This window comes from Conexibacter woesei Iso977N (genome assembly GCF_000424625.1).
Lineage (GTDB): Bacteria > Actinomycetota > Thermoleophilia > Solirubrobacterales > Solirubrobacteraceae > Baekduia > Baekduia woesei_A.
In genome coordinates this window covers 2,123,454-2,140,850 of sequence record NZ_AUKG01000001.1, presented here as the reverse complement: position 1 = coordinate 2,140,850, position 17,397 = coordinate 2,123,454, and the positions used below count along the sequence as shown (strand labels likewise).

Sequence of the window (17,397 nt, the reverse complement as noted above, 5' to 3'; positions counted from 1 at the left end):
AGGCCGGCCACGATGCCGACTCTGCGAGCCACCCCCACCGCTCGTGGACACCCATCGACGGGGGTCTCCTCTCACTCGAGGAGTGACGTTACGGACGTAGCGTCCCGTGAGCCAGCTCGAGCGATCTCGAGCCTTGCCGTCACGGAGAGGTCGAGCGGATGGGTGTCGCTTGTGAGATGGGCGTGGACGATTCGGTCAATCCCGGCGCCAACCAAGGGCGCCACCGTTCGCAAGGAAGCCCGCAGCGCAACCGCCCCCGTCTGGCCACCGTGCAGCACGAGGTTGCGCTGGCGGTAGAACCGTCGGAACGCAACGCCGGCGTGAGCCTCGACATCGCGCAGCGCGATCGCCGGAGCGTGGAGCAGACGCTTGATCCGCCGTTCCGCTGCGTCATCGCTCGGGTCTTCGAGCTTCAGCCACCGTTCGGCCTTGATCTCTTGAGCGATGAGCGCAGCACGCTCCTCGTTCGTCGGCAACGACTCGAGCCGGGCGGACAGCTCATCGTCGACCTGTTCGATCCGCCGCCAGGCGAGTGTGGTCAGCTCGGCGCGGGGCCAGGCACAAGCGACGAGCGCTGCCATCCGGTCTGCGGCAAGCACATTGCCTTGGTCGTCCCCGGGCGCCGACAACAGCGACTCAATAGCCGACCAGCCACCGGCCACCGCGACCTCCGGTGAGCTCGCGTCGAGGTGAGAGAGCAACTGCAAGGCCGAGTCGATGGGGCTCGTGTGGATGTCATAAATGTCATCCGTGAGGCGATCCTGTCGTTCTATCGCGCGAACGTCGACCCGGCGCCGCCGCCGCAGTGGATAACGGCGATCGGCCTGGTTCGCTACGACGCAGTTGGGATGCGCGCGGATCGACGTACGCGTTCCGACAGCGCTGCGGGCGGCAAGAGCGTCGACGATCTCCCCGGCCATCTCGACCGCAGCCTCCGGATCCGTCGCCTGAATCCGCAGGAGAAGGCCGCCGCGCTGCTCGACGTTCGCCAGCAGGTTGTGTAGGCCCGTGCTGGTCAGCCAATGGGCGACCGCCGACCGATTCAAGAACTCGCGAGGCGGGGTGATACTTGTGGGAAACGGCGTCTCGAAGAGCACGAGGACGCGGTAAGCCTTCGGATTCCGTGTGCTGAGTTGCTGAGCTGCACCGACGATACCCACAGCGTCGTGGGCCGCTCGGTCATGATCGCGAAGGAACGTGAGCCACCGATGCAAATGGTTTTGGCTGAAGCCGGCGTCAAGAAGATGGCTGGCGATTGCCCGAGCGACGCGTTCGGGCTGCTGACCATGGTGCTGATCGGAGAGAGCGGTGCTCCACCGCGTGAGGTAGTTGCGCTGGACGTCGTCGCCAACCTGGCGCAGGAGCCGCTGACTCTCGCCGCCTGCCGCGAGCCTCGTCTGCAGCGCGGCGCGCACTACAGCTAGCTGCGCCGCGTCACCTATCCCGGGGTCCTGCCCTACGCGCTCCTTGAACGACTCGCGAAACCAATCCAGCGATGTCTGGCCCAGTGCCCGGTCGCGCACGGCTTCGCTGGCTTCTACGATCTCTCGCAGCGCCGTGCCCGTGCTGACGTTCCACAGACGGCGCTGCCATGGCGTGCCTACGGCGAAGAAGTCCAGCATCCGTCCCACCATGCGCTTGGTGAACGGGTCGGACGAGAGCATCGCTGCGCTAGACTACGACGTAGGTCGGATCGCTCTGACCATCGAACTTGACGGGACAACGTCCCAATGACAGCGAAAGCCCGGCTTGCCGGGCTTTCGCGTTTCCCGGACCAGGGCGAGACCATCTTGGATACGCCCGCCGACTAGTTGCAGGCGGAGATGCCGACACGTGCTCGCGGCACGCGTTTGAGGAGCCGACCGTCTCCCCGGACACGAACTCGGCGCGTGCCAACTGCGACGCAACATGTGATGGTCGGCGGGTCACCCCGACCGCGACGATCCGTAGGTTTAGCGTGTGCTGCACGGCAAGCCCGCGGTCTTCCTTTCCCACTCTGGGCGCTACAAGGAGCGCGCGGGGCAGCCGTTTGCTGATCACCTCGCCCAGCTGGGTCTATACGGAGTCCTAGTAGGGGATCTCCCCCTACCGAACGGGCCTGATGAAGGACCCAGCCGAAAGGTCGACTACTACCTCGATTACAGCGAGATGTTCGTCGCGCTACTAACACCAGACGACGCGCTCGCAAATCCCACTGGTGCGGCTGGTTATCGCCCGCGGCCGAATGTCGTTGACGAACTCGCCCGGGCGCGAGAGCGTCACCACCTCAAGAACAGAATCCTTGTGTTCCGGTGCGACGGTGTGGAGTTGCACTCCAATGTCAACCCGACGTATGAGTCGCTGGACCTTGACGACCTGCCTGCCGCGTTCGCCACGTTCGAGCGGCAAGCTCGCGAGTGGCAAATCTTGCCGGAGGCTGAGGTTGCGCCATCCGTTCCTGCTCCGCCTATCGAAGACCGCTCAGCGCCAGCTCAGGCAAGCCCGTCGCAAGGCGGCGCCCGCCGGACCGAGGGTAGTGACGCCCTACACCGTCTATCCGACGCGATCGACGCTAACTCGACAGCTGAACTCGACGACTGGACCTCCCTGCGGGCGCTTCTCGCGGTCGCCGCTGACAACGCTCGGCGACCGCAGTCCCAGTTACTCGAGGCTACTGAGGTCAATCGCATTTGGGCGGCCCGCCCGGCGATCCGCCCATCGGACGACGAGGCACGCCTCCTCCTACGCGCAATGTTGGCGGACACCGAGCCATGGACCGTTCCCGGGTGGTCTATGCAGCCGCGCCGCAAGGCGGCTGATCTGCACGCACTTCTCTGCCGGCTGGCATATGAGGACAACAACAACGCCGTCAGACGCGGCGCCGTGCGCCTGCTGATTAGCGCGCCATGGCGCTCATCGATCCCGGCGCGGATCGTCCTCGTCGAGCGACTTCTGAGACCAGATCTGAGCTGGTTGCACGGCTCTGCACTGGCACTGATCGAACGACACGGCGCCGCCTCAGACTTCGAGCACTGGGATGAGCAGCTGGAACGTGTGACAGACGCAGAAGCGGTCCTGCGTACGAGAGCGACCGTGCTGCTTCGCGATCGCTGGCGAGACGGCCTGAAGCTCGTCATTGAACATCCGGCGGCGATATCTCAACCGGTGGCCGAAATCATCGTGGCTGGGTCGGCCAAAGTCGGGGACGCCGTATGGCGTCGGATGTTGCGTAGCGACGCTCCCCAACTGCGGGCGGTCGGGGTGCGTGTGGCCGCGAAGCGCAGCGCGCTAAAGAAGCGTGATGCGGTCGCACTTATGCGCGACGAACCTGACGTTCGAGTACGGGTCGCGACTGTCCGTGCGGCTGTCGATCGCAGGTGGCAGTTGCCCGTTGAGGACATCCGGACGGCGCTACGCGACGACAACACACTGTCGTTCACGTCTAGCGAGCGCGCGACGATGACTGTAGAAGCGTTGCGGTGTGCCAATCCAGCCGCGCGCCGTGACGCAATCTCTTGGTTGAGCACCGAAGGGCCAGAGGCCTACACCGCAGAAGCGTTGGAGTGCTGGTCACAGGTGGCAACTCAAGTGAGATCGGACCTCGCCGAAGGCTTTAAGCGGCTACACGATCCCGCCAGAGCCAAGATGCTGCTGCCATCTATCGAAATCAAGCGCGATCTTCCCCCCGATACTGCGCTTCCACCGAACGTCAAGAAGCTAGTCGCAACCGTGGAGAGGACAGTCGAGCAGCTCGACAGCCTCCGCGAATTTGTAGAGAGCAAGTTTCGCATCGCAGCACTGACAGCGCTGGCTGAGCACCCCGAACCTGGAGACCGTGATCTGGCCCGTAATGCACTCAACACCGAGGATCACGTCGTCCGCGCTTTGGCCGTGAAGGTCCTTGGACACCTCGGCAACGCCGACGATGTGCCAGAGCTTGTCACCGCCGCCACTAAGAGCTACCCCGATGGCCGCGCAGCGGCCGCCGGAGCAATTATCTCCTGCCTTGGCAGCGACCACGTGGCGATTAGTGGGCTGATCGAAGACGAGGGTGACAGCGATCTGGCCGGCGATCTCGCAGCGGCTGGCAGATCGATTCTTGACACCGAGCAGCTCGGGTCGCTGCTCTATCACCAGCACGTAGGCGTCCGCGCTGCAGCGGCTGACGAACTCGTCCGGCGACTGAGTGCAATCGATGCACGTGCGCTTCTCAACCGTTACCCCAACAGCGGACGAGCCTGGTACTTCAACGTCACGGCACGCGTGGACCGTTCGCTCAACGCCCCGAAGTGGCTGGCGGCGGGGCCGAGATAGCCCCCAGAGCACGGCAGTGCAGGCGATTCACACCGCGAGGCCCTGCGGTGGCGGGCGAACGGCGAGCACCCCCGGCAGGACTCGAACCTGCGACCTGAAGGGTAGAAACCTCCTGCTCTGATCCAGCTGAGCTACGGGGGCGAGCATCAGGAAGTATGCCGACCAGGCACTCGGGGGCGAGAATGCGATCGGATCGTCGCAGGTACGGTGGCAGACGATGGAGGATCCGTATCGGATGTACCTCGTCGCCCAACGGGGTGCGTTCGGCGAGCTGGAGGTTGGGTGTGTGCTCGCGGGTGGTGCCGCCGTTGCGGCCGTGCGGCGGTTTGGTGCGGACCCGGAGCGTGAGGCGGCGGTGCGGGCGTGGAGGCGGCGGCCGGGCAAGGTCGCTCTGCGTGCCCGGGGTGGGCAGTGGGATGAGGTGCTGACGACCGAGGACTTCGCCTACGCGGGCGGTCTGGATGGCGCGAGCGTCCTCGCGCTCCCGCCGATCCGGCGGTCCGAGCGCAGTGAGCTGCTGGCCAAGAAGCTGCAGGCGTTCGCGTCGGAGCTCGAGCCGCTCGCCGAGGAGCGTGGTGTCACCGCGATCGCGGACGAGGTGACGTACGTCGTCAACCCGAGCATCGCGATGTCGACCGGCAAGACCATGGCCCAGGTCGCCCACGCGGCCACGATGGCGTCCTACACGGGACGAGTGGAGGCGTGGATCGAAGCAGGCTGTCCCGCGCGCGCCGTCACCACCACCCCGAAGGAGTTCCGGGAGCTGTGCCGGAGCGACCGGCTCGTCGCCAAGGTCGAGGACGCCGGCCTCACCGAGGTCCCGCCCGGCACGATCACCGTGCTGGCGCTCCCGCCGACCACGCCATAGGCTCGCCCGCGTGAGCAGCGTCGACCCGACCGGCCAGGACCTCAAGCGCTTCCTCCAGGAGGACGACGGCCAGCCGGTCGTCATGCTCAACCTGCTGCGCTTCAAGCCCGACAGCGGCGCCGAGCGCTACGCCGAATACGCGAGCGCGATCATCCCCCACCTCAACAGGGTCGGCGGCGAGGTCGTGTACCTGGGCGACGCCGCCACCCCGCTCGTCAACCCGGACACGGACACCACCTGGGACGCCGTCCTGCTCGTCCGCTACCCCAACCGCCAGGCGTTCTCCGCGATGGTCGCCGACCCCGACTACCAGCAGATCACCCACATCCGGACCGAGGCCCTCGACGCCGCGGTCCTGCAGCCGACTACGCCTCGGCGCGGCTGAACACCCAGCGCCGCCCGATCACGTAGGTGACGACCGGCGTCACCGGCAGCAGCACGGCCTGCGCCACGATCGAGCCCAGTCCGAACCCGTCGACCAGCACGGCCAACAACACCAGGTTGAGCCCCGTCGCCCCGCCCTGCGCCGCCAGCCAGGACAGCCACCCGCGCAACGACGGCGCGCGGCCCCTGAACGTCCAGTGCTCGTGCAGCCAGTAGCCGATCGACGCGCTCACGAAGAACGCCGCCAGCGCCGCCAGCAGGTACGGCACGCCGAGCACCACGAGCAGCGTGTAGCCCCCGAAGTACGTCCCGGCGTTGAACCCGCCCACCAGCCCGAAGCGCACCAGCTCGCGCACCTGTCGTCCGTCCACGGCGCAAGGTGTACCGGTTCCCGCCCCGCTAGGTTGTCCTCCCCATGGACGCGTTCGCACCCGACGGCTACGTCCTGCTCCCGGAAGCGGCTCCGCATGAGGCGCTGGCCGCCTACCCGGAGGCGCTCCAGGACGCCCGCGACGGCCTCCTCGCCCGCCGCGCCGGCGTGCCCCACGCCGAGCTGGCGACCGCCGCCCCGGACGGCGGCGCCGTCGACCCCTACGCGATCGTCGAGCCCGCCCGGACGCTCCTGCTCGCCCCCGCGCTCGTCGAGCTGCTCACGCGCGCCTACGGCGACAAGCCGCTGCTCTTCGACGCGGCCGGCACCGCCGCCGGGAGCCCGGACGACGCCCCGTACCGCGACGCCACCTACACCGCGCTCGGCGCCGAGCCGGACACGCTGGTGACGATCGTGGTCGCACTCGAAGAGACGACCATCGACGTCTTCCCCGGCTCGCAGGACATCGCGACGACGCCGTTCTCCGGCCGCTACGCCGCGTTCAACCCGGAGCGCGACGGCGACGCGGCCCTCGCGCACCACCGGGACGAGCTCCGCGCAGCGCTCGGCGGCGGCGGCGAGACCAACACCATCACCTTGAACCCCGGCGACGTCCTCGCCTGGACCGCCGGCCTCGTCCACACCGCGCCGCAGGGCGACGCGCTCGTCGCCCACCTCTGCCCCGCCCGCGTCCAGCCCGCCTGGTTCACGTACCGCCCGGAGCGCGCCCGCCACGCCGCCGCGGCGGACGGCACCGCGTGGCTGACGACCCAGCACTACGACCTCGTCGACGCCATCACGCCCGAGCCCAGCGACGGCGGCGACGACGACCCGACGCCCGTCGAGGACGAGCGCGAGCTGCAGCGCGTCGAGGCCGCGCTCAAGGAGCACGACTCCGACAACGCGCCGCCGCCCGAGGCACCGCACGCGTCGATCCGCCGCCAGGGCGGCCTCGTCGACTCGGTCCGCGGCCTCCTCGGCCGCCGCGGCAAGAGCTAGCGGCCGCGCAGCCGCGGCTCCAGCGCCCGCGGCATCGTGAACCACACCATGTTGCGCAGCGCGCCGCTGACGGCACCCGCGCGCCCGCCCAGCTCCTCCGCGCCCTCGGCCCGCCGCACCGCGTCCCGGACCACGAGACCACCAACCACCCGGAACGGCTCCGGCGGCAGGTAGGCCGGCGGCCCGCCGACGAGCCCGCACGTCGTGTACTCGTCCTCGACGCCCAGCGCCATCCGGCCGACGATCCGCCCCAGCAGCGCGCTCGGCCCCACGCCGTTGCCGCTGAACCCCGTCACGTAGTGCACCCGTGACCCCAGCGACCCCGCGAACGGCAGGTGCCCCGGCGCCCGGTCCACCGCCCCGCCCCACGCATGCGTCAGCGACACGTCGTCCAGCGACGGGAACCAGCGCCGGAACCCGTCCGCCACCACGCCCACCGTCGCCGGATCGACGAAGTGCCTGCGCAGCACCCGCCCGCCCGGCCCGATCGCGCCGCCGCCGCGGCCGAAGACGATCCGCCCGTCGCGCGTCACCTGCGCGTAGTGCACCAACAGCCGCGTGTCGCCCAGCAGCTCGCCGCCGGTCCACCCCAGCTCCGCGATCCGCTCCGGGATCGGCTCGGTGGCCACGATGTGCGAGCCGACCGGGACCACCGCCCGCCGCAGCTCCCGGACCCCGGATGCCCACGCGCCCAGCGCGAGCACCACCGCATCCGCCTCCACGACGCCACCGCCCGCGCACCGGACCACACCATCCGCCCGGTCCAACGACACCATCTTGGTGTTCTCATACACCTCGACCCCACGCGCGATCAACGCGCGCCGCAGCCCCCGCGCCAGCAGCGCCGGCTGGACCGCCGCGGCATCGGTCAGCCGCGCGCCGCCGATCACCACCGGCGACCCCGTCCTCGCCCGCAGTTCCTCGGCCCCGAGCGGCTCCACGAAGCCCGGCCGCCCCAGCCGCGCGCCCGCCACCACCTGCGGCTCCCACGCGCCCATCTGCGCCGGCGCGGTCGCGCACCACAGCCCGCCGCTCTGGCGAAACCCGCAGTCGATCCCCTCGGCCTCGCAGACCTCGCCGATCCGCGCGATCGCCCACGACGACCGCTCCGCCAGCCACGCCGCGTGCTCGTCCCCGAAGTGATGGGCCAGCTCGTCGAGCTCGTCGTGCCACGACGTCACCCACCCGCCGTTGCGCCCGCTCGCGCCGTACCCGCAGCGCTCGGCCTCCACGACGACGACCCGCGCGTCCGGGCGTTGTTGCACCACTTCATACGCCGCCCACAGCCCCGCGAACCCGCCGCCGACGACGCACACGTCCGCGCGCACCCGCGCACCCGAGCTCAGCGCGCGCGGCGCGCCCACCGCCGGGTCCTCCGCCGCCATCGCCTCCTGCAGCCACCACACGTCCGGCGCCGTCGCCGCCGCGAATGCCGTGCTCATGCCGGGCGGAACCCGTCGTGCACGACCGGCTGGGCGTGCTTGACCATCAGGTGCTGGACGACCGAGTACTCCAACAACGCCTCCTCGGACAGGTCCTTGCCGAACCCGGACTGCTTGAAGCCGCCGTGCGGCGCCTCGCTGGCCAGCGGCAGGTGGTCGTTGACCCAGACCGCGCCGAACTCCAGCTCCGGCCCGACGCGCAGCGCCCGCGCGACGTCGCGCGTCCACAGCGACGCCGCCAGCCCGTAGCGCACGTCGTTGGCCAACATGATGGCCTCGTCCTCGCCCTCGAACGGCAGGACCGCGAGCACGGGACCGAAGACCTCGTCCTGCACCAGCTCGTCGTGCTGACCAAGGCCATCGACAAGGGTCGGCGGGTAGTACCAGCCCGGCCCGTCCGGCACGACGCCGCCGGTCACGACGCGCCCGCTCGTCCGCTCGACGAACCCGTGGACCCGGTCGCGGTGAGCGCGCGAGATCAGCGGCCCGATGTGCGTCTCCGGATCCCGCGGGTCACCCACGCGCACGGCCCGGAGCGACTCCCGCAGCGCCTCGACGACATCGTCGTACACCGCGCGCTCGGCGTAGACGCGCGTCGCCGCCGTGCAGTCCTGACCCGAGTTGTAGGTCGCGCCCATCGTCGCGCCCGCCGCCGCGGCGGCCACGTCGGCGTCGCCGAAGACGACGACCGGCGCCTTGCCGCCCAGCTCCAGGTGCAGCCGCTTGACGCCGTGTGTCGCGGTCCCCGCGAGGATCCGCCGCCCGGTCTCGGTCGAGCCGGTCAGCGAGATCATCGCCACGTCCGGGTGCTGCGTCAGCGCCTCGCCGACCTCGGCGTCGCCGAAGACGGCCGACGCCGCGCCCTCCGGCAGGCCCGCCTCGAGCAGCAGCTCGACCGCGCGCGCCGTCGAGCGCGGCGTCCCCGGTGCGGGCCTGATGACCACCGTGCAGCCCGCCGCCAGCGCAGGCGCGAGCTTCCAGACCGCCATCACCAGCGGGAAGTTCCAGGGCGCGATCGCGCCCACGACCCCGACCGCACGCCGCGCCAGCACCGACGTGTAGCCCTGCGACAGGCGCCCCGCGCCGGTCCCGGCCAGCGACCGCGCCGCGCCCGCGAAGAAGCGGATGTTGTCGGTCGCGAACGGCAGCTCGCCGTCGCGCATCGTCGCCCACGGCCTGCCGGTCTCGGCGACCTCCAGCTCGCTGAGCTCATCGGCATGCTCATCGATCAGGTCAGCCCAGCGCAGCAGCACGGCGGCGCGCTCGCCCGGCGTCGCGCCGCGCCACCCCGGCAACGCGGCCCGCGCCGCGGCCACCGCCGCGTCCACGTCCTCCACGCTCGAGTCCGCGACCCGCGCCACCTCGGCGCCGGTCGCGGGGTTCACCAGGACGCGCGGCTCAGGCAACGAGCTGCTCGATCAGGTCCGCCGCCCGGACCGTGCCGGGCGCCGCCTGCAACTCCTGCGACACCGACGCCAGCCGCGCGGCCAGCGCGTCGTCGGCGAGCAGCTCGTCGACCGCGGCGCGCAGCTGCTCCGGCGTGTGGCCGTACGTGTCCAGCCGCCGCCCGAAGCCGGTCTCGTGGATGCGCTGCGCGTTGTCGTACTGGTCCCAGAACAGCGGGAGCAACACCATCGGCTTGCCGAAGTACAAGGACTCGGTGACCGTGTTGTTGCCGCCGTGGGTGATCACGAGGTCGACGTGCGGCAGCACCGACGTCTGCGGCAGGAACTCGGCGCCGACCATGTTGTCGTGCAACCGGACCTGCTCGTGCTGCGGGCCCTTGGAGACGATCACGCGGTGGCCGGAGTCGGCCATCGAGTCGATCAACCCCTGGAACAGCTCGACGTCGCCGCTGCCCAGCGACCCCAGCGACAGGTACACCAACTTGCCCGGCTTCCCCTCCAGCTCGGACGGCACCGCCCACGCGTCGTCGGTCGCGCGCACGCTCGTCTGGAGGTTGTGCCAGGTCGGGCCCAGCGGCCGCTCGCGCGGGTAGTCCACCGCGTCGGGGTAGAGGTACAGGTTGAGCCAGTCCGACTCGTGCACGAGCTCGCCGTCCGGCAGCGCGGGCGCGCCGCGCTCCACGCAGAACGCCGAGAACGACGCGTGCAGCTCGCCGTGCGCCGCCGCGTACTCGGCCCGGTAGGCGTCCCACTGCGAGCGGTCGTCCTCCGGGTAGCCGGAGAACACGGGCGCGATGTTGGGGTCCTTGATCTCGGCCGGGTTGCAAGAGACGACGCGCACCCACGGCCTGCCGGACGCGAGGATCGCCGGGAACGTCAGGACGTTGTCCTCCACGATGACGTCGGGCTGGACCTCGGCGATGATCTCCGCCAGCCGCTCGTCGACGTAGCGCGCGCCGTCCAGCAGCGCCTCGAAGGTCGGGGCGATGAACTCGCGCAGCTGGTCGAACGTCGGCCTGCGGAAGACCGGCGCGGTCTCGCGGATGAAGTCCTTCCAGAACTGGCCGGGCTCCTCCTCGACCTCCGGCGGCGGGCCGAGGCGCATCAGCCGCTCCTCGAAGCCCTTGGCCTCCAGGGTCCCGGCGAACGACTCCTCGACGACGAACACGACGCGGTGGCCGCGCTTGCGCAGCACGTCGCCGATCCCGACGCAGTTGTTGGTCGGGCCGTAGGCGCCCTCGGGGAAGAAGATGATGGTCTTGCTCATGGGCCTTCAGTCGTTGATGGTGGTCTCGACGTGGCCGACACCCCAGCCGTACGCCATCTTGTGGATCTCGAGCACCAGGAACGACTCGGCGGAGACGACCCCGTCGACCTGGTGCAGGCGCTGCGTGAGCAGCTCGGTGAAGTGCGCGGTGTCGCGGCAGACGACCTCGACGAGCACGTCGAACGAGCCGGCGATCGCGACGACGTAGGACGTCTCCGGGAACGCGGTGACCGCGGCGCACACGTCGCCGACGCTGCCCGGCCGGACCTTGAGGCCGATCAAGGCCATGCGGTCGAAGCCGATCCGGAGCGGGTCGGCGATGCCGACGACCTGCAGGACGCCCGCCTGCTCCAGCTTCTGGGCGCGGTAGCGGACGACGGACTCCGACACGTCGAGGTCGGCCGCGATGCGGCTGTAGGGTCGGCGGCCGTCGGCCTGCAGGGCACCGATGATGCCCTTGTCGACGTCGTCGAGTTTCACGGATTCCACAGGACTGGCGCGCTCTCGTTGCGTGATCTAAGGTTCTCGACGCCAGAAGTACCGGAATCAGCTAACTCATGTCAAGCCCGATCGACGTAGAAGCGCTCCGCGCAGCGCGGTGGTTCGCCGGCAAGCACCGCCGGATCGCCGGCGTGCGCACGGTCGCCGACTGGGGCGTGCTGGCGGTCGTGCGGGTCGGCTACGAGGACGACGCGCCGCCGGAGCAGTACCTCGTCCTCGGCGACGACCTGCGCTGGGCCGAGCTGCTGCGCAGAGCGCCGCTGAACGGCCCGGACGGGCGGATCGAGCTGCGCGCCTCCCCCATGTTGAAGGGGTTGCTCGACGGCGACGCGGAGGCGATCCCATCCACCGACCAGAGCAACACGCTGGTCACGGTCGGCAGCAGGTTGTTGGTGAAGGCCTACCGCAGGCTCGCGCCCGGCGTGCACCCCGAGGTCGAGCTCAACGGGGCGCTGGCCGGGACCACCGCTCCCGTCCCCGCCTTCGGCGGCTCGCTGCACTGGATCCGGCCGGGCGGCACCGACACCGCGATCGCGCTGCTGCAGGAGTTCGTGCCCGGCGCCGTCTCCGGCTGGGAGGAGCCGATCGAGGCGGCCGCCGCGGGCCTGCGCTCCGGGCGCTTCGACACCGACCCCTACGCCTTGGCCGGCACCGCCGCCGGCAGGCTGCACAGCGCGCTCGCCTCGCGCCTCGGCTTCTCCCCCGACGCGGGCGCCCCCGCGCGCTGGCACGCCAACGCGCTCGGCGTCCTGACGCGCGCCGCCGCGCTGGAGCCGCTGGCCGCCGCCGCGGCACCGGAGCTGCGCGCCCGCATCGCCGCCCTCGCCGCGACCACCGCGCCGCGGCTGACGCGGATCCACGGCGACTTGCACTTCGCGCAGTTCCTGCGCACGCCGGAGCGGACGCTGATCGTCGACCTCGAGGGCGATCCGACGCTGCCGCTCGCCGCGCGGCGTCGGGCCGACACGCCGCTGCGCGACCTCGCGGCACTGCTGCGGTCGATCGACCACATCGGGACCGCCGCCGCGCGCCGCGCCGACGCCGCGGCGCCCGACGCCTTCATCGCCGCCGCCTCCCAGGCCGCGCTCGACGCCTACAACAACGCAACGGGCACCCCCGCCGACCCCGCACTGCTCGCCGCGCTGGAGCTGGTCTCCGAGCTGCGCGAGCTCGTCTACGCGCACACCGTCCTGCCCGAGTGGGCCTACGCGCCGCAGGCGGGCCTGCAGCGACTCCTCCAACAACCGGGAACGCCTCCATGAACCCCGACGGCTTCCTCGCCGACGTCCTCGACGAGCCCGCGACGCTCGACCGCGTCCTCTCCACCGCCGACGTGACCGAGCTGCGCGCCGAGATCGCCAGGGCGCGCCTGGTCGTCCTGCTCGGCATGGGCTCCAGCCGCTTCGCGGCCCTGACCGCGGCCGCGCACCTGCGCGCCGCCGGCGTCGCGGCGGTCGTCGAGTACGCGTCGACCGACGTCCCGACACGCCCCGGCCCCGACGTCCTGGCGATCGGCATCAGCGCGACCGGCAACTCCGAGGAGACCGTCAACGCCCTCGCCGCCCACCACGGCACCAGCCGCACGGTCGCGATCACCAACGCGCCCGACGGCGGCAGGCTCGCCGCCCACGCGGACCTCCTGGTCCCGCTGCACGCGGGCGACGAGACCGGCGGCGTCGCGTGCAAGACCTACCAGGCGACGCTCGCCGTCCTGCTGCTCGCCGCCGGGATCGACGCCGACCGCCTCCGCCCCGCGGCGCCCGCCCAGCAGGCGCTGCTCGACGCGCGCGGCGACTGGCTCGACCCACTGCTCGCCAACCTCGACCCGGCCCGCACGACCTACACGATCGCTCCCGCCGCCCGGATCTCCTCCGCGCTGCAGTCCGCGCTGATGCTCCGCGAGGGCCCGCGCGTCCCCGCCGCCGCGACCGAGACCGGCGACTGGTCCCACGTCGACGTCTACCTCAACAAGTACCCCAACTACACGGCGCTCCTGTTCTCCGGCTCGCGCTACGACGCCGAGGCGATCGACTGGCTCACCCAGCGCGCCTCCCGCGTCATCACGATCGGCCGCCCCGCGCCCGGGCTCGCCGCCCTCCAGCACATCCCCTACAACAACGCCGACGACGACCTCGTCGCCTCGCTGGTCGACGTCACCGTCGCCGAGCTGGCCGCCGCGACCTGGTGGCGCCGCCGCCTCGACGCGGACCAGATGCCCTAGCGCGCCGCCGGCACCACGCGCGCGTCCACGTCGCGCGCGTGCAGCTCCTCCCCGCACGCGCGACAGGCCAGGTACGGGTCGGCCGACGCGCCGCACGTCCGGTGCACGAGCTCCAGCGCGATCGCGTCGCCCCGCCCGACCTCGCCCGCCAGGTGCTTGTCGGCCCAGCGCATCAGCCCGACGATCACCGGATAGAGGTCGAGCGCGCGCTCGGTCAGCCGGTACTCGTACCAGTCCGGGTCGGTGCGGTAGCGCACCTTCTCGAACATCCCGTCCTCGACGAGCTTGCGCAGCCGGTCGGCGAGCACGTTGCGCGCGATGCCGAGGTTGCGCTGGAGCTGGCCGTAACGCCGGACGCCGAAGAAGCCCTCGCGCAGGATCAGGAACGTCCAGCGGTCGCTGAGGACGTCCATCGCCAGCTCGACCGCGTCGCGCGGCGGCGCCGTCGGCGTGTGGTTCCCCTTGGGCAACTGGTTCGCCTCCTCCGGTGGATCGTGAGAGCAACTGGTTTTCCTGCGCAACCATACGCCGATGACCCCCATCCCCCTCCGTTTCCCCAGCGGCGACACCACCTGCGCCGCCCTCCACTACCCCGGGACCAACGGCGCCTGCGTCGTCATGGCCGGCGGCACCGGCGTCACCAAGGAGGTCGCGGCCGACCGCTTCGCGCCGCGCTTCCAGGCCGCCGGCTTCAGCGTCCTGGCGATCGACTTCCGCGGCTTCGGCGAGAGCGGCGGCAGGCCGCGCCAGGTGGTCCGGACCTCCGCCCAGGTCGCCGACCTGCACGCGGCGATCGGCGCGGCGCGCACGCTGCTGCCCGAGGTCGACCCCGAGCGCGTGGCGCTCTGGGGCTTCTCGCTGGCCGGCGGCCACGTGCTCAACGTGGCGGCGAACGACACGCGGCTGGCCGCCGCGATCGCCCAGACGCCGCTGGCCGACGGTCCCGCGATCGCGCCCAACGCCTTCAAGTACATGACGCCCGGCGCGCTGCTGCGCCTGCACGCGCGCGCGACCAAGGACATCATCAACCGCCACCTGCTGCGCCGCCCGGCCGCGCTGATCCCGCTGGCGGGGCCGCGCGGGTCGGTCGCGTCGCTGACGACGCCCGACGGCGCGCGGGGCGGCGCGGCGCTGGATCCGGACGGGCGCTTCGCGGCCACGTGGGAGCAGACGATCGCGGCCGCGTCGGCGCTGCGCCTGGGCCTCTACCGGCCCGGCCGCGCGGCGCGCCGGATCGCCTGCCCGCTGCTCGTCGTCGTCTGCGACCGGGACACGAGCGTGCTCGTCGACCCGGCGCGCAGGGCCGCCGCGGCCGCGCCGCGCGGCGAGCTGCTGGAGCTGGCGGGCGACCACTACGCGCCGTTCGACAGCGCGCACGAGGCCGCGGTCGCGGGCGAGCTGGGGTTCCTGGAGCGCTGCCTGGGTAGGCCGGAAGGATGCGCTTCCGCAACCTCGGCGACTCCGACATCCAGGTCAGCACCATCTCCCTCGGCTCTTGGCTGACGTACTCGGGCGGCGTCGAACGCGACGCCACCGAGGCGTGCACCAAGGCCGCGTTCGAGGCCGGGATCACGTTCTTCGACACGGCCAACATCTACGGGACCGGCGCGTCGGAGACCGCGTGGGGTGAGATCCTGAAGGACTACGCGCGCGACTCCTACATCTTGGCGACCAAGGTGTACTTCCCGATGTCCGACAGCGACCGCGGGCTCAGCGCCGACCAGATCGCCAAGCAGATCGACGCGTCGCTGGAACGCCTGCAGACCGACTACGTCGACCTGTACCAGTGCCACCGCCCGGACCCGAGCGTCGCGATCGAGGAGACGATGGAGGCGCTCAGCGAGGTCGTGCGCTCCGGTAAGGCGCGGGCGATCGGCTTCTCGGAGTGGGACCCGGAGCAGATCCAGGCCGGCCTCGACGTCGAGGGCGCGGTCAAGTTCGTGTCCTCGCAGCCGCAGTACAGCGCGCTGTGGCGCGGACCGGAGCGCGAGGTCTTCCCGTTGTGCGAGGAGAACGGCATCTCGCAGGTCGTGTGGTCGCCGCTGGCCGAGGGCGTGCTGACCGGCAAGTACAAGCCGGGCGAGGCGCCGCCGGCCGACTCGCGCGCGGCGAGCGACTCGATGTCCGTCCACGTTCATCAAGAACCGCCTCGACGACCGCGCGCTGGCCGCCGTCCAGGAGCTGCTGCCGATCGCCGACGGCCTCGGGATCACGCCCGCGCAGATCGCGCTCGCGTGGGTCCTGCGCCGTCCCGAGGTCGCCTCGGCGATCATCGGCGCGTCGCGGCCCGAGCAGGTCTTCGACAACGTCAAGGCCTCCGACATCGACCTCGACCAAGCGACGATCGACGCCATGGACAACGCGCTGGCCCGCGTCGCGATCACCGAGCCGACGCCCGCCCCGGGCTTCCAGCCGGGCGTCAAGCACCGCTGAGGACGCCGCGATCGCCCGCGAGCTCAGCTCGGGCGCCGCTCGCCCACGCCGAGCGCGAGGTCGGCGAACCGCCGCGCCGCCAGCCGGTTGACGTCGCGCACGACGCCGATCGGGAACAGCGCCCGCGTCTCGGTCACCGCGTCGTCGTCGCCCGAGCGCAGCACGACCCGCAGGTCGTCCTGGGCCGCCAGCGCCGCGACGCTGACCGCGATGTTGACGTGGTCGTTGGAGGTCACGCTGGCCAGCGCGATCGCGCGCCGGACGCCCAACCGCATCAACAACCCGCGCTCCGTGCCGTCGCCCACGACGACCGGGATCCCGAGCCGCTTGGCGAGGTGGATGTTCCCCGCGTCGCGCGCCTGCTCGATCGCGACCGCGCGCACGCCGCGCTGACGCAGGATCAGGCACAGCCGCAGCCCGACCTGGCCCAGACCGACCACGATGACATGGTCGCGGCGCGGCAGGCTGCGCCGCCCCGCGATGGCCGTCAGGCGCCGCCCGAGCAGCCGGTTGACCAGCCCCGCGGTCGCGGCGGCGACCAGCCCCATCCCCATCAACATGAACGCGGTCGACAGCGCCTGGAACCACGCTGGCCCGTCGTCGGCCGCGCGGTCCGGGCCGACGGTCGCCACCGCCTTGGTCGCCTCGTACAACGCCCGGACCGGAGGCTCGCCGAGCGCGAGCACCGCGACCGCGGCCTCGATCACCAACAGCACCAACAACCCTAGGACGCCGTAGACGAGCAGGCGCGCCGACGCGCCGAACGGCAGCAGCGCCGAGCCGAGCCCCGCCAGCGCGCGCCGCGCCGGCCCCGGCGGGTGCCGCCGCGCGGCGCCCAGGCAGTCGGCCGCCAGCACCGGCGCGGCGACGTCGGCCAGCGAGACGACGTGGCAGTTGGGCACCACCTTGAAGATCTGCGCGGCGACCGTCGCGTCGAAGACCGTCACCAGCAGCGCCACGCCCGGCCGCGCGTGCTCGGCGACCAGCGCGTAGCGCAGCGCCACGATGTCGTCGTGGCTGATGACCACGACGGCCCCCGGTCCGGCCTGGACGCCGGCCGTCAGCTCGCGGTCGGTCGGCGCCGGCAGCCGCGCCACCCGCGCGCCGCGGGCGCGGACCTCGCGCTCGACCTCCTTGGCGAGGTCGCCCACGCCGACCACCAGCACGTCCACGTGGGCCATGCGCGGCAACCTAGGCGACGCGCGCCCGCGCC

The 17,397-nt window shown here is 71.5% G+C and carries 15 protein-coding genes, 1 tRNA gene and 1 pseudogene; 8 read left to right on the top strand and 9 right to left on the bottom strand.

Features of this window, described 5'->3' with window-relative positions; genetic code table 11:
* Positions 1-71 precede the first annotated feature (71 nt).
* Positions 72-1,664 carry a hypothetical protein gene (locus H030_RS0110555; protein WP_027006090.1) on the bottom strand — a complete coding sequence of 531 codons (1,593 nt, stop codon included), beginning with the start codon at positions 1,662-1,664 and terminating at the stop codon, positions 72-74.
* A gap of 295 nt (positions 1,665-1,959) precedes the next feature.
* Between H030_RS0110555 and H030_RS38355 the strand changes: the two genes are divergently transcribed.
* Entirely contained in the window at positions 1,960-4,293 is a 2,334-nt protein-coding gene (locus H030_RS38355) for a HEAT repeat domain-containing protein (protein WP_081690672.1), read from the top strand.
* 66 nt (positions 4,294-4,359) lie between these two features.
* Here the strand turns inward: H030_RS38355 and H030_RS0110540 are convergent.
* A tRNA-Arg gene (locus H030_RS0110540) sits at positions 4,360-4,434 on the bottom strand.
* Positions 4,435-4,510: 76 nt separating this feature from the next.
* On the opposite strand from H030_RS0110540, the gene H030_RS31055 reads away from it, so the two are divergent.
* Both H030_RS31055 and H030_RS0110530 read left to right on the top strand, forming a co-directional pair.
* Complete coding sequence (locus H030_RS31055; protein ID WP_155891966.1) at positions 4,511-5,161, top strand: aminoacyl-tRNA hydrolase; 651 nt, start codon at positions 4,511-4,513, stop codon at positions 5,159-5,161.
* Positions 5,162-5,171: 10 nt separating this feature from the next.
* Positions 5,172-5,546 carry a DUF1330 domain-containing protein gene (locus H030_RS0110530; protein WP_027006088.1) on the top strand — a complete coding sequence of 125 codons (375 nt, stop codon included), beginning with the start codon at positions 5,172-5,174 and terminating at the stop codon, positions 5,544-5,546.
* Here the strand turns inward: H030_RS0110530 and H030_RS0110525 are convergent.
* Complete coding sequence (locus H030_RS0110525; RefSeq protein ID WP_196809077.1) at positions 5,527-5,916, bottom strand: GtrA family protein; 390 nt, start codon at positions 5,914-5,916, stop codon at positions 5,527-5,529. The genes H030_RS0110530 and H030_RS0110525 overlap by 20 nt on opposite strands.
* 44 nt (positions 5,917-5,960) lie before the next feature.
* Between H030_RS0110525 and H030_RS0110520 the strand changes: the two genes are divergently transcribed.
* A complete protein-coding gene (locus H030_RS0110520; protein ID WP_027006086.1) occupies positions 5,961-6,914 on the top strand; it encodes a hypothetical protein in 954 nt (317 codons plus the stop codon).
* Here H030_RS0110520 and H030_RS31050 read toward each other — a convergent pair.
* Genes H030_RS31050 through H030_RS0110500 form a run of 4 tightly spaced genes read right to left on the bottom strand, consistent with a single transcriptional unit; the run spans position 6,911 to position 11,518 of the window.
* On the bottom strand, positions 6,911-8,356 hold the full coding sequence (locus tag H030_RS31050; RefSeq protein ID WP_051222295.1) for an NAD(P)/FAD-dependent oxidoreductase: 1,446 nt from the start codon (positions 8,354-8,356) through the stop codon (positions 6,911-6,913). The two genes, H030_RS0110520 and H030_RS31050, sit on opposite strands and share 4 nt — an antisense overlap.
* A complete protein-coding gene (locus tag H030_RS31045; RefSeq protein ID WP_035126084.1) occupies positions 8,353-9,762 on the bottom strand; it encodes an aminobutyraldehyde dehydrogenase in 1,410 nt (469 codons plus the stop codon). The genes H030_RS31050 and H030_RS31045 overlap by 4 nt, the downstream gene beginning before the upstream one ends.
* A complete protein-coding gene (locus tag H030_RS0110505) occupies positions 9,755-11,029 on the bottom strand; it encodes a glycosyltransferase (RefSeq protein WP_027006085.1) in 1,275 nt (424 codons plus the stop codon). The genes H030_RS31045 and H030_RS0110505 overlap by 8 nt, the downstream gene beginning before the upstream one ends.
* Before the next feature lie 6 nt (positions 11,030-11,035).
* A complete protein-coding gene (locus H030_RS0110500) occupies positions 11,036-11,518 on the bottom strand; it encodes an Lrp/AsnC family transcriptional regulator (RefSeq protein ID WP_196809075.1) in 483 nt (160 codons plus the stop codon).
* Between the two features lie 68 nt (positions 11,519-11,586).
* Between H030_RS0110500 and H030_RS36850 the strand changes: the two genes are divergently transcribed.
* The gene (locus tag H030_RS36850; RefSeq protein ID WP_051222291.1) at positions 11,587-12,792 is read left to right on the top strand and encodes a hypothetical protein; all 1,206 of its coding nucleotides are present in this window, start codon (positions 11,587-11,589) and stop codon (positions 12,790-12,792) included.
* The gene (locus tag H030_RS0110490; protein ID WP_027006083.1) at positions 12,789-13,751 is read left to right on the top strand and encodes an SIS domain-containing protein; all 963 of its coding nucleotides are present in this window, start codon (positions 12,789-12,791) and stop codon (positions 13,749-13,751) included. The genes H030_RS36850 and H030_RS0110490 overlap by 4 nt, the downstream gene beginning before the upstream one ends.
* On the opposite strand, the gene H030_RS0110485 is transcribed toward H030_RS0110490, so the two are convergent.
* Complete coding sequence (locus H030_RS0110485; protein WP_035127254.1) at positions 13,748-14,164, bottom strand: winged helix-turn-helix transcriptional regulator; 417 nt, start codon at positions 14,162-14,164, stop codon at positions 13,748-13,750. The two genes, H030_RS0110490 and H030_RS0110485, sit on opposite strands and share 4 nt — an antisense overlap.
* A gap of 118 nt (positions 14,165-14,282) precedes the next feature.
* Between H030_RS0110485 and H030_RS31035 the strand changes: the two genes are divergently transcribed.
* Entirely contained in the window at positions 14,283-15,254 is a 972-nt protein-coding gene (locus tag H030_RS31035; protein ID WP_081690668.1) for an alpha/beta hydrolase, read from the top strand.
* Positions 15,188-16,184, top strand: a pseudogene (locus H030_RS40650) (aldo/keto reductase family protein). Before H030_RS31035 ends, H030_RS40650 begins: the two are co-directional and overlap by 67 nt.
* 23 nt (positions 16,185-16,207) lie before the next feature.
* On the opposite strand, the gene H030_RS31030 reads toward H030_RS40650, so the two are convergent.
* Positions 16,208-17,365, bottom strand: a complete 1,158-nt coding sequence (locus H030_RS31030) for a potassium channel family protein (RefSeq protein WP_051222289.1) — start codon at positions 17,363-17,365, stop codon at positions 16,208-16,210.
* Positions 17,366-17,397 lie beyond the last annotated feature (32 nt).